15 protein-coding genes are annotated in these 16,976 nt (G+C 58.0%); 13 read left to right on the top strand and 2 right to left on the bottom strand.

Annotated elements, in window-relative coordinates:
* Nucleotides 1-236 precede the first annotated feature (236 nt).
* The gene (locus FS819_RS20565) at nt 237-1,148 is read right to left on the bottom strand and encodes a LysR family transcriptional regulator (RefSeq protein ID WP_060717337.1); all 912 of its coding nucleotides are present in this window, start codon (nt 1,146-1,148) and stop codon (nt 237-239) included.
* A 213-nt stretch (nt 1,149-1,361) separates the two neighbouring features.
* Here FS819_RS20565 and FS819_RS20570 point away from each other — a divergent pair, with 213 nt between their 5' ends.
* The 3 genes from FS819_RS20570 to FS819_RS20580 all read left to right on the top strand — a co-directional run bounded on the left by FS819_RS20570 (nt 1,362) and on the right by FS819_RS20580 (nt 6,789).
* Nucleotides 1,362-2,159, top strand: coding sequence for an alpha/beta hydrolase fold domain-containing protein (locus tag FS819_RS20570; RefSeq protein ID WP_156547569.1), 798 nt, complete (start codon nt 1,362-1,364; stop codon nt 2,157-2,159).
* 58 nt (nt 2,160-2,217) lie between these two features.
* A complete protein-coding gene (locus FS819_RS20575) occupies nt 2,218-3,408 on the top strand; it encodes an efflux RND transporter periplasmic adaptor subunit (RefSeq protein WP_156547435.1) in 1,191 nt (396 codons plus the stop codon).
* Nucleotides 3,409-3,588: 180 nt separating this feature from the next.
* Nucleotides 3,589-6,789, top strand: a complete 3,201-nt coding sequence (locus FS819_RS20580) for an efflux RND transporter permease subunit (protein WP_156547436.1) — start codon at nt 3,589-3,591, stop codon at nt 6,787-6,789.
* 110 nt (nt 6,790-6,899) lie between these two features.
* On the opposite strand, the gene FS819_RS20585 is transcribed toward FS819_RS20580, so the two are convergent.
* On the bottom strand, nt 6,900-7,856 hold the full coding sequence (locus FS819_RS20585; RefSeq protein WP_156547437.1) for a LysR substrate-binding domain-containing protein: 957 nt from the start codon (nt 7,854-7,856) through the stop codon (nt 6,900-6,902).
* 232 nt (nt 7,857-8,088) lie between these two features.
* Between FS819_RS20585 and FS819_RS20590 the strand changes: the two genes are divergently transcribed.
* The 10 genes from FS819_RS20590 (at nt 8,089) to FS819_RS20635 (ending at nt 16,971) form a co-directional block, all read left to right on the top strand.
* Nucleotides 8,089-9,261 carry an alpha/beta hydrolase family protein gene (locus tag FS819_RS20590; protein WP_156547438.1) on the top strand — a complete coding sequence of 391 codons (1,173 nt, stop codon included), beginning with the start codon at nt 8,089-8,091 and terminating at the stop codon, nt 9,259-9,261.
* Entirely contained in the window at nt 9,258-9,938 is a 681-nt protein-coding gene (locus tag FS819_RS20595) for an EthD domain-containing protein (RefSeq protein WP_156547439.1), read from the top strand. The genes FS819_RS20590 and FS819_RS20595 overlap by 4 nt, the downstream gene beginning before the upstream one ends.
* Before the next feature lie 32 nt (nt 9,939-9,970).
* Nucleotides 9,971-10,918 carry a VOC family protein gene (locus tag FS819_RS20600; RefSeq protein ID WP_156547440.1) on the top strand — a complete coding sequence of 316 codons (948 nt, stop codon included), beginning with the start codon at nt 9,971-9,973 and terminating at the stop codon, nt 10,916-10,918.
* Nucleotides 10,919-10,935: 17 nt separating this feature from the next.
* The gene (locus tag FS819_RS20605) at nt 10,936-11,295 is read left to right on the top strand and encodes a Rieske (2Fe-2S) protein (RefSeq protein ID WP_156547441.1); all 360 of its coding nucleotides are present in this window, start codon (nt 10,936-10,938) and stop codon (nt 11,293-11,295) included.
* A 2-nt stretch (nt 11,296-11,297) separates the two neighbouring features.
* Nucleotides 11,298-12,428: an FAD-dependent oxidoreductase gene (locus FS819_RS20610; protein ID WP_156547442.1), complete on the top strand. Its 1,131-nt coding sequence runs from the start codon at nt 11,298-11,300 to the stop codon at nt 12,426-12,428.
* Between the two features lie 136 nt (nt 12,429-12,564).
* Nucleotides 12,565-13,683 carry an MFS transporter gene (locus tag FS819_RS20615; protein WP_156547443.1) on the top strand — a complete coding sequence of 373 codons (1,119 nt, stop codon included), beginning with the start codon at nt 12,565-12,567 and terminating at the stop codon, nt 13,681-13,683.
* The gene (locus FS819_RS20620; RefSeq protein ID WP_156547444.1) at nt 13,680-14,261 is read left to right on the top strand and encodes a cupin domain-containing protein; all 582 of its coding nucleotides are present in this window, start codon (nt 13,680-13,682) and stop codon (nt 14,259-14,261) included. The genes FS819_RS20615 and FS819_RS20620 overlap by 4 nt, the downstream gene beginning before the upstream one ends.
* Nucleotides 14,262-14,300: 39 nt before the next feature.
* The gene (locus FS819_RS20625) at nt 14,301-15,278 is read left to right on the top strand and encodes a fumarylacetoacetate hydrolase family protein (RefSeq protein WP_156547445.1); all 978 of its coding nucleotides are present in this window, start codon (nt 14,301-14,303) and stop codon (nt 15,276-15,278) included.
* Complete coding sequence (locus FS819_RS20630; RefSeq protein WP_156547446.1) at nt 15,278-16,198, top strand: NAD-dependent epimerase/dehydratase family protein; 921 nt, start codon at nt 15,278-15,280, stop codon at nt 16,196-16,198. The genes FS819_RS20625 and FS819_RS20630 overlap by 1 nt, the downstream gene beginning before the upstream one ends.
* A complete protein-coding gene (locus FS819_RS20635) occupies nt 16,195-16,971 on the top strand; it encodes a cyclase family protein (protein ID WP_156547447.1) in 777 nt (258 codons plus the stop codon). The genes FS819_RS20630 and FS819_RS20635 overlap by 4 nt, the downstream gene beginning before the upstream one ends.
* Nucleotides 16,972-16,976: the final 5 nt, after the last annotated feature.

The raw sequence follows: 16,976 nt of genomic DNA on the forward strand, positions 1-16,976 counted from the left end.
GACAAGAGCATTTCCAGGAAAAGTGGAAACCGGTTTTCCGTCCGGAAATGCGTAAAAACAAAGAGTTAGAGCGTTACTGCGATGACATGTGGGGCAGAAACGCTCTAGTGACGTCTCTTCCCGCTTCACGAGAGCCGCAGCCCGCCAAACAGGTGGGCAATAAACGATATTATCATATCGATAGATTTTGTATAGTTTCCTTTTCAAAGGGTTGTGGGGTCTGTGACGTCGTTGTTTCAGCCCTCATTGAGCCTGGCTTCGAGCAGGAGTTTTACCAGCCAATCAACGAAAACCCGGACCTTGTTGCTCAAATGACGGTTCGGCGGATAGACGATGTAGAGAGGAAGCGGCTCACGCCTCCAATCCGCCAGCACTTGCACCAATTCGCCCGATGCGATGAGGCTGGCGGCCATGAACCGGGGAATCGGGGCGATGCCAAGGCCGTTCTGGGCGCAGGTCATATAGGTGCGGCTATCGTTGACAGACACGATGTAGCGGGCGCTGATCTCCAACTCTTCCTTGTCTTTTTTGAACGTGAACGGCATTTTCCGGCTATTGTTGCTGCTGAAATAGTTCACGCAATAGTGGTGGTTTTCCAGTTCGCGCGGATGGGCGGGGATGCCGAATTTTTCGATATAACGGGGGGCGACGCAGGTGATCATTTCCACGTCGCAAACCCGTCTGGCGATCAGTGACTGATCGGAGGGCGTACCGGCCCGCAAGGCGCAATCGACGTTTTCGGCAAGATAATCGACCATCCGGTCGCTGACGCCGAGATCGATGTGCATATCTGGAAATTTCTGATGAAAGTCGCAGAGGGAGGGAACTACAATCCAATCTGAAAAGGCGCCGGACATTTCGACACGCAAACGTCCGCGGGGTGTGCTTTGCGCATTAGAAAGACTTTCGTCCAGCTCAGCCAGTTCCGAAACGATCTGGACCGCTCTCTCATAATACAAGGCCCCGTCCGTGGTCACCATGACGCGCCGGGTGGTCCGGTTGAGCAGTTTGGTCTGCAAATGGGCTTCCAACCCCTGAATAAGATTGGTGACCGTTGCCTTCGGCATATCAAGCCGTTCAGCCGCCCGCGTAAAGTTGCCGGTTTCCACCACGCGAATGAAGGCACGCATTGCTGAGAGCTGGTCCATGGGAGTTGGCCTTGTTGATGTGCGTTGCACTATTATTCGAAAATACGAACAGTGTAGTAAGAAAACGCCAGCTTGTTCCGATTGGCGAATAACAGTAGATTTTACAGGAAATTGCAAGCGTGCATATCTCATCTCGGGGGCTGCTGGTCGGACCGGGGGAATCAGAGGTCCCGAAAGTGGGGGCTTAAGGAAGTCGAAGCAATGTCGGTGCCAATGCCGGTACAAGTGAAAGATATGGTGCTGGACAAGCTGGCCGTCGGGCCAGTGTCGGCGCGTGTCTATCAGGGTGCCGAATATGGCAAGGGGCCGCCGGTCGTGTTGTTCTTTCACGCCGGTGCCTTCATGGCATCCGGCGTGGTGTACAGTTCGGTGGCGGCATGTCTGGCGAGGACCGGCGCTATCGTGGTGGTGCCGGACTACAATGCGCCGCTCGGGCCGGTCTTTCCCAGTCCGCTTGAGGTGGGCTTTTCGATTTTCTCCTATCTCGCCAACAAGCGTGCCGGGCTTGGCGACCGCAAATCGCTGCTGTTGCTGGCAGGCGTTGAGGCGGGTGGTAATATTGCCGCCAGCGTCGCGCTGAAGGCGCGGGATCATTTCGCCAACGAACTCGACGGCCAGATCCTGCTGTCGCCGCTGCTCGATCCATTCATGGGGACGGCGTCCATTCGTGAAGCGGAAGCCATCGGCATGCGGGAGCGCTGGGCGGAAGGCTGGAGCCGCTATCTGAGCGGTGGTGGATGCCATCCTTATGCGGCACCTTGCCTCTGTTCGCGTCTCGCTGGCGTCGCGCCTGCTTTAGTTTTGAGCGCTGAGGATGATCCGCTGCGTGATGAAAGTCTTGCGTTCGCGCAAAGCCTGAAGCAGGCCGGCGTTAAAACCTGTAGCCAGATCCTGCCTTCCGGGAAGGGCTGGTCATCCATCTATGACGGTCAACAGATCCATGCGTCGACATGGGAGCCTGAGCTTGAAAGCCAGTTCGAAGACTTCGTTAAACAGATCAGCATTCGCTAGAATGCCGTGAAACCTGAATGAACAATGGCGGCCTGTGGGGGCCGCAAGGAGATTGCCAATGTCATCCAGAAAACAACGCTGGGCCCTTATGGGCGCCGGCCTGGGCCTTGTTGTGTCCATTTCAGCCGTATCCGTGGTTCTTCAATTGCCGATGAGTGTTGTGGCAACGGCGGCCTCGGCGGCTGCACCGGCTCCTGCCGTGCCGGTCACGGTTTCCAAGGTTTCCAGCCGGAATTTCACCCATTGGGAGCTGTTTTCCGGCCGTCTCGAGGCTGTTGAACGGGTCGATGTGCGGCCACGGGTCGGCGGAGCCATCCAATCCGTCCATTTCCGAGAGGGCGCGCTTGTCAAGGCAGGCGATCTGCTGTTCACCATCGATCCCGCCCCGTATCAGGCCGCTGTCGATCAGGCGGAAGGCCAGTTCGCTTCAGCTGAAGCCAAGGTCGATCTTGCCAGGATCGAACTGGATCGCGGCTTGAAACTATCGGGCAACAGCACGATCTCGCAAAGCGACATGGATCAGCGCCGCAATAGCTTTACCCAGGCCCAAGCCGCCATGGGAACCGCCAGAGCACAGCTGCAATCGGCTCAACTGGAGCTGGATTATACCCAGGTGCGCGCCCCGGTTTCCGGTCGCGTCGGTAAGCTTGAGGTTACGGCGGGCAATCTGGTGGCCTCGGGTTCGTCTTCTTCGGTCTTGACCACACTGGTGTCAGTCGATCCGATCTATGCCAGCTTCAATGTCAGTGAACAGTTGGTGGCAAAGGCTCTTTCGCAACTGCCGCAAACCGGGGCCGCCTTGGCCGACATCGACCGCATCCCGGTCGAAATCGGCACTTTGGCCGATGACGGCACGCCGATCAAAGGCAAGCTGCAATTGATCAACAACCAGGTCGATGCCGCCAGCGGTACGATTGGCGTGCGCGCCGTCTTCGACAATCCGGGCGGCAGGCTTATTCCTGGCCAGTTCGTGCGGGTGCGCATGGGACAACCCGTGCCGGAAAACAAGATCCTGGTCAGCGAACGGGCGATTGGCACCGATCAGGACAAGAAATTCGTTTTCGTGGTCGATGCCGATAACAAGGTGAATTACCGCCAGATCCAGTTGGGCGCCGTGGCCGAAGGCCAGCGTGTGGTGGAAAGCGGGCTTGTTCCTGGCGATACGATCGTCGTCAACGGCCTGCAACGCATCAAACCGGGCGCAGTGGTTGTTCCGCAGCTAGAAGAAAAGCTCGCGGCGTCGAAGTAAGCATAGCCTGCGCATCGACCTGACGCTTTTTTCGCAAAGCGCGAACACTGGTCAGGTCCAATATCCTCCCGGCAGCAAAGGCCGCCGGGCAGGACTGTCATATCCATATCCACCGTTTGCCGGACGAAACATCGCTTTTGTCCGAGGGCGGAGTTGTTTCACGCCGGAGAGGGCTTTGAAATGAACATTTCCCGATTTTTTGTCGACCGACCGGTGTTTGCCGGGGTGCTGTCGGTGCTGATCGTCGTCGCCGGGTTGATCGGCATGCGGTCGCTGCCGATTTCCGAATATCCCGATGTCGTGCCACCGTCGATTGTTGTGCGGGCCACTTATCCTGGCGCCAATCCGAAGGTGATAGCCGAAACAGTAGCAACGCCGCTCGAAGAGCAGATCAATGGTGTCGAGGGCATGCTGTACATGTCGAGCCAGGCAACCTCGGACGGCGTGATGACGCTGACTGTGACCTTCAAGCTCGGCACTGACCCCGATCAGGCCCAGCAACTGGTGCAGAACCGGGTGTCGCAGGCCGAACCGCGTCTGCCGGAAGAGGTCAAGAGCCTCGGCGTAACCACGGTCAAAAGCTCTCCCGATCTGATGATGGTCGTCAACCTGATCTCCCCTGATAATCGCTATGACATTACCTATCTGCGCAATTACGGCGTCCTGAACATCAAGGATCGGCTCGCCCGGATTGCAGGCGTCGGCCAGGTACAGATCTTCGGCTCCGGCGATTATTCCATGCGCATCTGGATCGATCCGCAGCAGGCAGCCGAGCACGGACTGGCGGCCAGCGATATTACCACGGCTATCCGCGCCCAGAATGTTCAGGCCGCAGCCGGGATCATCGGTGGCTCGCCAAGCCTGCCGGGCGTCGATGTACAGCTGAATGTCAATGCGCAGGGCAGGCTGCAAACGCCCGAGGATTTTGGCAATATCATCGTCAAAAGCGGTGCAAACGGTCAGATTACCCGATTGCGCGATGTTGCCCGCGTCGAGCTTGGCGCTTCCGATTACGCACTGCGCTCCCTGCTGGACAGCAAGGCCGCTGTCGCCATTCCTGTCTTCCAGGCGCCGGGCTCCAACGCCATCACCATTTCCGATGAAGTGGTCAGGACCATGGATGAGCTGCAATTGGCGATGCCAGAAGGCGTCAAATACGAAATCGTCTACGACACCACCAAATTCGTCCGCTCTTCCATCGAAAAAGTGGTCGATACCCTGCTGGAAGCTGTGGCGCTGGTCGTGCTGGTCGTCATCCTCTTCCTCCAGACCTGGCGGGCGTCGATCATTCCGCTGATCGCGGTTCCGGTGTCGATCATCGGCACATTTGCCGTGATGTATGCCTTTGGCTTTTCCATCAACGCGCTCAGCCTCTTCGGCCTGGTTCTGGCCATTGGTATCGTCGTGGATGATGCCATCGTCGTTGTCGAAAATGTCGAGCGCAATATCGAAAATGGCCTGTCGCCGCGTCAAGCGACCTACCGTGCCATGAAGGAAGTGTCGGGGCCGATCATTGCCATTGCCCTGGTTCTGGTTGCGGTATTCGTGCCGCTGGCCTTCATTTCTGGTCTGTCGGGCCAGTTCTATCGCCAGTTCGCCTTGACCATCGCCATCTCGACCGTGATCTCGGCGCTGAACTCTCTGACCCTGTCGCCAGCGCTTGCCGCTCTGCTTCTGAAGGGCCATCATGCACCGAAGGACCGGCTGACGCGCGGCCTGGATTTTCTGCTGGGCTGGTTTTTCCGAGGCTTCAACCGGGTGTTCGGCGCTGGCTCGAATGCCTATGGGAAAGGCGTCGGCGGGTTGCTGTCGCGCAAAAGCATTGTCATGGTCGTTTATCTGGCCCTGGCCGGTGCCACCTATGGCCTGTTCAATGCCGTGCCGGGTGGGTTTGTACCGGCACAGGACAAGCAATATCTGATCGGCTTTGCCCAGTTGCCGGATGCTGCCAGCCTTGACCGCACGGAAGATGTGATCAAACGGATGAGCGATATTGCGCTTGCCCAGCCGGGCGTGGCGCACGCCATCGCCTTTCCGGGCCTGTCGATCAACGGTTTCACCAATTCCTCCAATGCCGGCATTGTCTTTGTGACCCTGAAGGATTTCGACCAGCGCAAGACGCCTGATCTGTCCGGTGGGGCGATTGCCATGCAGTTGAACCAGAAGTTTTCCTCCATCCAGGATGCCTTCATCGCCATGTTCCCGCCGCCGCCCGTCCAGGGTCTCGGCACGACCGGCGGTTTCAAGCTGCAATTGGAAGACCGGGCGGGACTGGGGTATCAGGCGCTGGATGAAGCCACCAAGGCTGTGCTGGCCAAGGCCTACCAGACACCTGAGCTGACCGGCCTGTTTTCCAGCTTCCAGATCAATGTGCCGCAGCTCTATGCCGATCTTGATCGCGCCAAGGCTGAACAGCTCGGTGTTTCCGTCACCGATGTGTTCCAGACCCTGCAAATCTATCTGGGTTCGCTCTACGTCAATGACTTCAATGCCTTTGGCCGCACATACAGCGTTCGCGCCCAGGCCGATGCCAAGTTTCGGGCAACGTCCGACAATATCGGTCAGTTGAAGGTGCGCTCTGCATCGGGCCAGATGATCCCGTTGTCTGCGCTGCTGCGGGTTGATCCGACCACGGGGCCGGAACGCACCAACCGCTATAACGGCTTTCTGGCTGCCGACATCAATGGCGGACCGGCACCTGGCTTTTCGTCCGGCCAGGCCCAGGCGGCAATCGAAAAGATTACAGCCGATGTGCTGCCCAAAGGCATCGGCTATGAATGGACCGATCTGACCTATCAGCAGATCCTGGCGGGAAGCTCGGGCTTCCTGGTGTTCCCGCTGGCTTTGCTTCTGGTCTATCTCGTGCTTGCGGCGCAATATGAAAGCCTGACCCTGCCTTTGGCGATCATCATGATCGTGCCGATGGGCGTATTGGCGGCGCTGACCGGGATCTGGCTGACCGGAGGAGACAATAATATCTTCACCCAGATCGGCCTGATCGTGCTTGTCGGGCTCTCGGCCAAAAACGCCATCCTGATCGTCGAATTCGCGCGGGAGCTGGAATTTGAAGGGAGGACACCGGTTCAGGCGGCTATCGAGGCCAGCCGCTTGCGTCTGCGCCCGATCCTGATGACATCCATGGCCTTCATCATGGGCGTCGTTCCGCTGGTCACCTCAACCGGTGCCGGGGCCGAAATGCGCGCTGCCATGGGTATTGCGGTGTTTTCCGGCATGATTGGCGTGACGTTCTTCGGCATTTTCATGACGCCGGTCTTTTACGTGCTGATCCGCAAACTGGCCGGCAATCGTCCGCTGGTCCAGCATGTCAACGATGACCATGATCAGGACAATGACAGGCCAATGCGTATGGCGGCCGAATAAAAGAAGGGTCATTCGAGACTTGGTATAAGGCAAACGATGTGCCGTTGCGCTTTTGAGGCGCAGCGGCACTTCACTGTTTATCCTCGATTTTTACGGCTCGCCGACAGCGCTTAGCCGGAAACCATGTCATGCTCCCTGTCCCGGTCGGGTTCCATTTTTTTCTGACGAACTCTCGCTGCTGCCTCCTGCATCTGGGATCGGAACCAGACCAGTGCGGGATCGCGGGTGCGATAGCTGTGCCATTGCAGACATTGTTGTAATGGTGGCAGAGGGAAAGGCGGGTCCATGATGCGGATACCGCCCAGATTGAGCATGCATTCCGCCAGGCTGCGCTGAACCATGGCAATGCGTTTCGAGCCACGGATAAGGAAGGGTAGGGAGGCAAAGGAAAAAGTCGAAACCTCCACCTTGATCTTCAGGCCGAGCTTGTCGCAGGCGCGTTGGGCAAAGGTCTCTCCACCATTGGGCGGCTGCATCACCACATGACCTGCGGCAAGAAAATCATTTTCCGTCATAGGCCCTTCGGCCAGCGGTCCGTCCGCATCCACCACGCAACAGATCTGGTCTTCCAGAAAAGGCTCGGATGGATGATTGGTCGAGCAAAAGTCGCTTGGCGCCACCAATAGATCCGCTTCTCCGCGCTCAAGAAGGAGATGGGGATAGTTCTGTTGTGGCTGGAAATGGATTTGCACACCCGGAGCTAGCGCCGACACCTGTCGTAAAAACGGCGGTATGATCGTGTTGAGCGTATAGTCGGACACGATGAGGTTGATGCTGCGGGTTGATTCATGGGGAATGAAGGACGGCGTCGACACAACGGCGGCCTCGATGCGCACGATAATGTCGCGCAAGGGCAGTTCCAATGAGGCGGCGAGGGGGGATAATTCCATGGATCGCCCGACCTGAATCAGCAGCGGATCATCGAAGTAATCGCGCAGACGCCCAAGGGCGTTGCTCATCGCCGATTGGGTGATGAACATTTCGTCTGCCGCCCGGCTGACATTGCGAACCCTGATCAGCGTGTCGAGCGCCACCAGCAGATTAAGGTCCAGATTCTTGAAGCGCATGATTGTCCCCCTCCCAAGGAATCCCTCGAATAACCAGCCAAATTATCGGGGGATCAATCGATTCATGTATTTATTTTAAAAATACAAATCATTCATCAATGCAATTTTGTAAACGAGTTTTTCTTGAGTACATCTTGGGTCAGGGAGGAAATATCGTTGCTTGGCCTTAACGCTGGCAGCGCGGTTCTCCCATCGCCTAAATCGCCCGAGGAGGCGAGTTCGAGGAGACCCGATGTTTAAGTATTTTCCGACCAATTATGTCTGGAACCTGTCTGTCGATCTGTCGATCGAGATGGGTGCCCGGATGGGCGAGATCGAAGAAATGTGCGCCCCTTTGCAGGAGGCGGCCAAAGCGCCTGATGCAGCCGGCACGCAAGCTTTCCGCGAGACCTGGATCAAGATGGCGGACAAGCTGGTGTCCCTCGCCGAGGAAGACGAAGCCAAGGGCCGGTTGATTTCTGCGGGTGACAAGCTGATCCGTGCCGCCAATTACATGCTGACCGCAGAACGGTTGCTTGCCCATGGTTCTGAGGGCCGGGTGGCCTTGTATCAGCGCGTTCTGAATGCGTTTGAAAAGGGCTTGAAACTGTCCGGCTCATCCTGTCGCCGGGTAGAAATTCCCTATGAGGGCAAGCATCTTTCTGCTCTTTACGTACCCGCCGAAGGCGTCGAAGGTGCCGCACCGCTTCTGGTCCAGGTCAATGGTCTCGACAGTACCAAGGAAATGAAGTTTTTGGTGGGGTTGCCGGTATGGCTTGCCAAGCGCGGTGTCGCTTCGCTGATCGTCGATCAGCCAGGGACGGGGGAAGCCCTTCGCCTGCAAGGACTGACGGCCCGCTACGAAAGCGAGCATTGGGCAAGCCGTGTGGTCGATTGGCTGGAGGACCGGCCGGATATCGATGCCAAGCGGATTGGCATGGAAGGGGTGTCGCTTGGCGGTTACTATTGTCCTCGCGCAGTCGCCTTCGAGCCGCGCTTTGCCTGCGGTGTTGCCTGGGGTGCCAATCACGATTGGCGCGATGTTCAGAAAAAGCGTCTCGCCCGTGAGGGCAATCTCCCCGTTCCGCATTACTGGAGCCACGTCATGTGGGTCTGGGGCGCCAAGGATATGGACGACTTCATGGAGATTGCTGAGAAGGTTCATCTCAATGGCATTCTCGACCGGATTCATGTGCCTTTTCTTGTCACCCATGGTGAAAAAGACAGCCAGATTCCTCTTCAATGGGCTCATGCCACCTATGATCAGCTGGTCAATAGTCCCAACCGCGAACTGAAGATTTTCGACGAGCGCACCGGTGGCGTCCAGCATTCCAGCTTCGACAATTCGGCAAATGCCGGTGCCTATATTGCCGATTGGGTGGCGGAGATCCTGGGTGGACGCATCGCAGTCAGGAAAAACCCATGACCATTAAACTCATGATCTGTGGACGCCGTCGGCTGGGCCAAACGCTTACCGAACATCGCGCACATATGAAGGACCATCACGGCAAGCTCGTGCTGGATTATATCGCGCTTGATCCGGTGAAAGCACCGCAGCGCTATGTTCAAAATCATGCTTTCGATGGTGTCTATTTTGGCGGTACGCCGCAGGTCAAGGCATTGTCGATTGGTCTGGATTTCGTCACCGAGGTCTGGGCTCAGGATCTGGCAGGGTTGAAGGCGTCACGCGAGACGCCGTTCTATCTGCAATATCTACAGCCCGACGAGCCGGAAATGGTCGATGACGCCACTCTGATCGGCACGCCTTGCTCGGAAGAAATAATCATTCCGGTGCAATCGCGCGAAGGTGCTGTGAAGGTATTCCTGGCCTGGTTTGGTGAAAAGCCGCATGCAAGCGCTGTTTCGGATGTGATCGATACGGTCTCTCACGGGTTGCTTGGATATTGCCGCAACACCCCGCTGTTTCCCGGCCCGGTCACAGCCATCGACGAATACTGGCTGCCGAATGAGGCTGCCGGTGTCGCTTTCGCAACAGCCTGCCGCGACGCCATCAGCGGACTTCGCCCCGGCGATACCGGCTTTAGCCTGACCATTGCCCGCGAATACGTTCTCCACGCCGGTCACGTAGACCTCGCCAAATAAAAGCCAGACGTCATGAAAGAAAGGAATGTCCCATGAACATCATTGGACCCGATTATCTTGTCTTTGGTGTCGATAATGTCGCCGCCAGTTGCGAGTATCTTACGGCTTTCGGCTTGAAGCCGGTTGATGTGACGGATGCCGGTGGGCTGTTCGAAGCTTTGGACGGCACGGGCGTTATCGTTCGCCATAAGTCCGATCCGTCCCTTCCGCCGCCGTTGCCGACCTCGAACATGTTGCGCCAGCAGGTGTATGGGGTGCGCACAGCCGAAGATCTGGATGCGATCGAAGCAGAGTTGTCCAAGGATCGCCGTGTCACGCGGCTGTCCAACGGGTCGATCGAAGTGAAGGATAGTCATGGCTTCGAGCTCAAGTTCCAGGTGTCGATCCGCCGGAAACTCGACATGCCAGCCGAAAAGATCAACGCGCCGGGCGCACCCGCCCAGCGCAAACCGAATGAAATCGGCGTTTGGGAAGACATGCCGGCACTGCCACGGTCGCTCAGCCATGTGGTGTTGTTCGTTCCCGATATCGAGATCGCAACCGAGTTTTATTGTGATCGCCTCGGCTTCGTCGTCACCGATACATTGAGCGGGGCAGGTCCGTTCCTGCGGCCCAAGGCCAATGACGATCATCACACACTCTTCTTCATTCGCACGCCGGATTACATGAAAGGCTGTGAGCATCTTGCCTTCCATATGGGTGGCCCGACGGAGTTGATGGTTGCGGGAACGCGCTTTGTCAAAAAGGGCTATCAGAGTTTCTGGGGGCCTGGCCGCCACAAGTTCGGATCGAACTGGTTCTGGTATTTCAACAGCCCCCTTGGCTGTCACTTCGAATACGACGCCGACATGGACAAGCACGACGATACATGGGTGGGCCGCGACGTGCCGATCAGTGCCGAGGCGTCTCAACTCTTCCTGTTCGAAATGCGCGAGAAGTGGATGCCCGGTGGTGGTCCGCCTCCCGGTGCCAAGTCCTGACGTGATGGAAAGAGGCCATGTCATCCCGACAATTCCTCTGCCGACAGGACGCCGTTGGCGAGGGCGAGGCTAAAGGCTTCGGCCCGCTTGAAGGCTTCCGTCGCAAGATCATCGTGGTCAGACGCGACGGCAAGCTCCATGCCTGGCTCGATGCTTGCCCGCATTATTCCAGCGGAACGCCGATGGCCTGGAAGACGGATGCTTATTTCAACGGCGAGAAAACGCATCTCGCCTGCCATTCCCATGGCGCCTTGTTCGATTTGGAGACGGGAGAATGTGTGCTTGGCCCCTGCCTGGGGCAAGGACTGACACGGGTGGATATTGCAGTGGGTGAGGAAGGCGAGGTTTTCGCTTTGGTAACTGCGGAGGAGGATTGAACATGAATTCGGGTATCAAGAAGATCCTGATTATCGGCGGTGGATTTTCGGGAATGACGGCGGCACTTCAGCTGTCGCGAGAGGGGTTTGAGGTCGATCTCGTGGAGATCGATGCAGGATGGCGCTCCTATGGGGCAGGCATCAGCCTGCACGGCTCGACGCTCAGGGTGCTGCGCCAACTCGGCCTCCTGGATCGCTTCATGGAGGAGGGTTATGCCAGTGACGGCGTGCAATTGCGCGGGCCTGATGATACCGTGCTCTTTACACTGCCAACCCCCCGGGTGGCTGGCGACGATATTCCCGGTGGCGGCGGCATCATGCGCCCGGCGCTTGCCAAAATCCTGTCGGAGGCTGTGCGGGCTTCAACAGCCAAGATTCGCCTGGGCGTGACATTTACCGATATCGTCCAGAGCGAAGATGGAGCACAGGTCAGCTTTAGCGACGGCAGTTCAGACCGATTCGATCTTGTTGTTGGGGCGGACGGGCTGTTTTCCGCTGTTCGTTCCAAAACCTTTCCCCATGCGCCAAAGCCCCGCTTCATCGGCCAGTCGGTCTGGCGCGCCGTTTTGCCAAGACCGGAGGAACTGGAAACCATCACGATGTGGATGGGTCCGAAACTCAAGGTCGGTTTGAACGGCGTCAACAAAAGCCAGGCCTATCTGTTCCTGACCGAAGATCGCCCCACCAACGATTTCGTGGCTCCGGAACTGTTCGTCGAGACCCTGCGCGGCTTGCTGGAGCGTTTTGCCTCGCCGATCATACGAGGAATTGCTGCGCAATTGTCAGCTGAGCACCAGATCATTTACCGGCCCCTGGAGCAGATGTTGCTGCCGCGTCCATGGTTTCAGGGGCGGGTGGTTCTGATCGGCGACGCCGTTCATGCCACGACACCGCATCTGGCCGCCGGTGCCTGTATCGGTATCGAGGATGCCATGGTGCTGGCCGAGGAACTGGTTAAGGGCAGCGATATCGATGGTGCGCTTGCCACTTTCGAGGCACGGCGCTGGGAGCGGTGTCGGATGGTGGTCGAGAACTCGGGTCGTTTGGCCGATATCGAGATCCATGGCGGCAGCCGTGAAGAGCATGCCTCAATCATGAAAGTTTCGATGAAAACCCTGGCGGAAGCGATCTGACCTCGGGGATTATCGAGCATGATAGTCAATACTAAAATTAATTAAACATTTGATTTTATGTAATTATTTTCGACGGCGTTCCAATTGGGAGATCGGACGCGTTTGTCGGCGCATGAAAACAACCGGAGGAGATGGAATGTCAGGACAGAAATTTGGAGTGGCCGGGTCGATTGCTCTCGTCATCGGTCACTTCTCGGGCATGCTTGACTTGATTGCTCTTCCCGTCTGGGTTGGTGCGCTTGTCGAACGCTTCGGGTTCAGCCCGCAGCAGGCGGGCGGTATCGTCACCTTGTTCCTGGTCGGTGCAGTGGTTGCGAGCCTCATTGTCGCGCCTCGTTTCAACCAGATGAACCAAAGGCTCTGGGCCTCCATGGGGTTTGCCGTTGCCGCTGCCGCCTTTTTTGGCGCATCGAGACAGACGGCTTTTGTGCCGCTTGCGCTTTTGCATCTGACCGCCGGTGTCGCGGTCGGCACGGCCCTTTCGATGGTACATGGAACTATAGGGCAAGCGGCCAATCCGCACCGGCTATACGCCATGGCTGGCATCGCCCTTGGGCTTTTCGCCATTGTTTTGCTGGCAGCCATACCGCAGCTTTTGATCGTCTTTGGTGGCTCTGTTCTTTTCTATGTATTCACCGGCATCATGGTGATTGCCGCGCTAAGTTGTGCGTTTCTGTTTCGCAATCCCGTCCATGCCGTTGAGCCAGAAAAAAAGCCCTTTAGCCGGGCAATGTGGTTCACAATCTTTGGTATCAGCATCTTGACCTTCAACCAGTCCATGGTGTTTTCCTTCGTCGAAGTCATCGGTAAATCGCGCGGGTTTTCCGCAGAGAGCGTGTTGGCCGTTCTCATCGCGCTGGGCTTCGTCAATTTCATATTGCCATCTCCGCTGGCTGCTTTTTTGCAGACGCGCGTCTCCGCCACGACCGTGACCCAGATTGGACCGGCGGTACAGGTCGTGCTGGCGATCATCGTGACCTCGGTGACCATTTTTCCGGTCTGGGCGGTTGCGGCCTCCCTGTTCGTCTCCGTGCAGATCTTCACCCATAACTTTGCGTTCGGCCGCCTCGCAAAACTCGACCCGACCGGACGTGCCGTTGCCGCGACCCCAGCGATGCTGATGGTGGGAGCCGCACTTGGCCCGATTGTCGGCGGCGCATTGGGTGAAAATTTTGGCTTCGCGGCGCTGGGCGTGACGGCCGTGGCGGTCGGCGCTGCATCTATCGGCTTCTTTACCAAGGCGAAAACAGCATGACACAATTTCCTGACATTACCCGTATCGTCACCGGCCATGCGAGCGATGGCCGCTCCATCCTCAGCGAAGTCGGACCTTTGCCCACGGTGGTTGAAATCAATGCCATTCCCGGCACTGTGTTTCACGAAGTGTGGGAGACTGGCGAAAGCCCTGCGCGGATCGATAATGGTGCCGATCCAACCCTCGGGCCTCTTATCCTTCCCCCTCCAGCTGGCGGAACGCGCATCCGTTTTGTCGATATTCCGCCGGATACCGAGGATTTTTTGAAAACCGGTGCAGAGCGAATGAATGTGGCCTTCGAGCAATTGGGCGACACAGCTGCATCGACGGTGGAGGAGCATTCCCCGCATCCGCTGATGCATCGCACGGAATCCGTTGATTACGGCGTTGTCATTGAAGGCGAGATGACCCTGGTTCTTGATGATGGTGAGGTGCTTTTGAAGCAGGGTTCCGTCGTTATCCAGCGTGGCACCAACCATGCCTGGGCCAATCGCTCCGGCAAGACGTGCCGGATGCTCTTCATCCTTGTCGCAGGGGTCTACGATCCCGCCATCGCCGCAAGCCTTGCCGGACGATGATAGCCGGGCGCCACCAATAACAGCAGGAATGAGGTCATCATGAAGTTTGCAACCTATCACGACGGAAGCCGCGACGGCCAGCTCTGGATCGTTTCTCGCGATCTGAAGCGGGCAGTTCCGGCCACCGGCATCGCTGTGTCCCTCCTTGCCGCGCTGGAAGATTGGGACGCCGCCGCTCCCCGCCTTCTCGAACTGTATGAACGGCTCAATGCAGGGAATGAACCCTTTGCCACCAGCTTCCAGCCGGAACGGTGTTTGGCGCCCTTGCCGCGGGCGCCACAATGGCTGGATGCCTCTGCCTTCCTCAACCATGGCCGGTTGATGGATAAGGCCTTCGACAATCCGATCAACCCGGATTTTGAGACGGTACCCTTGATCTATCAGGGGGCAAGCGATGATTTACGCGGACCGCTGGCAGGCGTGGAGTTTCTCGATGACACGCTCCTGATCGACATGGAAGGCGAGTTCGGCGTCATTCTTGCTGATGTGCCAATGGGCGTGACGCCGGAAAATGCCATCGACCACGTCCGTCTGCTGGTGCAGATCAACGATTGGTCGCTGCGCGCCCTTGGGCCGCGCGAAATGCGGGCGGGTTTCGGGTTTCTCCAGGCTAAACCATCGACGGCCTTTGCACCTGTCGCCATTACGCCGGATGAGATCGGGCCGCTTTGGTCAAACGGTCGGGTCGGTCTGGCTTTGCACGTGGAGATCAACGGGCGGCGAGTTGGTGATGCCCATGGCAGCGAAATGCATTTCTCCTTCGGGGAATTGATCGCTCATTGCGCCCGTAGCCGACGTCTGTCGGCGGGAACCATTCTGGGTTCCGGCACGGTGTCCAATGCAGACCGTGCCGCCGGTTCGTCCTGCATTTCCGAAATCCGGGTGATTGAGCTTCTCGATGAAGGCAAGGCGCGGACACCGTTTCTGACCTGGGGTGATCAGGTGCGGATGGAGGCGCGGCTGCCGGATGGAACAACGCCTTTCGGGGTGATTGATCAGGCTGTGGTGAAGGCCTGATGCGTATTCTCGTCACCGGTGCTGATGGCTTTCTGGGGCGCGGGCTCGTGGCGCGGCTGGCATCGTCCTATGGTCAGGCAAAGCGGATCGTTGTCACCGATCGGGCCTTTGCTCAACCTGTCCCTGACGGGATCGAGGCCTTGGTCGGTGATCTCGGCGATTCCGGTTTTCTGGACACATTGCTGGAACCCGGTTTCGATCTGGTCTTCCATCTGGCCAGTGTTCCCGGAGGACTTGCCGAGCGCGAACAGGCGCTGGGACATGGTGCAAACCTGCTTGCGCCGATTGCTTTGGCGCAAGGTGTCGCACTTCGCCAGCCCGGCGCGAGGCTGGTGTTTGCCTCTTCCATCGCCGTCTATGGTGCGCTTGGAGCGGCAACCGTCACGGCGCAGACGCTTGCCGCGCCGCAGCTGACCTATGGCGCCCATAAGCTGATGACCGAAATTCTGCTATCCGACCTGACGCGACGCGGTGCGCTTTCAGCCATCAGTCTGCGGTTTCCCGGCATTGTCGCACGGCCTGCGACCGACAGCGGGCATGGCTCCGCCTTTATGAGCCTGCTTTTCCATCGGATTGCTGCTGGGGAAGCCTATGCCTGTCCGGTTCCGGCCAGCAGCACCTGCTGGTGGGTCTCGCGTCAGGCTGCGGTGGATATGCTGCTGCATTCAGCTGAGCTGAAGGATAGCGCCGTAACCGTTGTGCAGCCGCCGGTGCTGTTTGCAACGGCTGGCGAGGTGGCCACTGCGGTCGCCCGTCACGTGGGCAAAACCGCATTGGTCGAATGGGGCGAGGACGACATGCTCCGCCGCCTGTTTGGTGCCATGCCGCCGCTTGATGCTGCCACGGCGTTGGCGGCGGGCTTCAAGGCCGATGTTGATCTCGATGCGCTTGCTAAAGCTGCAATTTCAGGAGAGTCATGATGAAGATTATTGATCTGTCCGTTGCTATCGAAAACGATGTTCCCGCCGATCCGCCGGGCCTTGGTCCCCAAATCACCTACACGAACCACGCGGAAGGCTCGGAAGAGGTTTTGCGCTTCTTCCCCGGCCTCGACATTGCCGATGTTCCCGGTGGGGAGGGGTGGGCGGTAGAACAGTTGAACCTGACCGCCCATGCCGGTACGCATCTCGATGCGCCCTGGCATTTCGCATCCACGATGAAGAATGGCGAGCGCGCCTGGACCATTGATGAAGTGCCGCTCGATTGGTGCATCCGTCCGGGCGTCAAGCTGGATCTGCGTCATGTGCCGGATGGCTCTATCGCAACGGCAGCCGATCTTCAGTCAGCTTTGGCGGTGGCCGGTCATACGCTTCAGCCTTTCGATGTGGTGCTGATCAATACCGCCGCCGGTGCCGCCTATGGGCGACCGGATTACCTGGGCCGTGGCTGTGGCATCGGACGCGAGGCCACCCATTGGCTGATGGCGCAAGGCGTCCATATCGCTGGAACCGACGCCTGGTCCTGGGATGCGCCCTTTCCGGTCACGGCGAAACGGTTTGCGGAAACCAGGGATGCAGGATTGATCTGGGAAGGCCATAAAGCTGCCCGTGAAGGCATTTTCCTGCATATGGAAAAACTGACACGGCTGGAGGAACTGCCCGGCTCCGGCTTCACCGTTTCCTGCCTGCCGGTGAAGATCAAGGGCGGCTCGGCTGGCTGGTGCCGTGCCGTGGCGATTTTCCCGGAGGGTTAGGCTGT

Source organism: Allorhizobium sp. Av2, assembly GCF_021462805.2.
GTDB classification, from domain to species: domain Bacteria; phylum Pseudomonadota; class Alphaproteobacteria; order Rhizobiales; family Rhizobiaceae; genus Allorhizobium; species Allorhizobium vitis_G.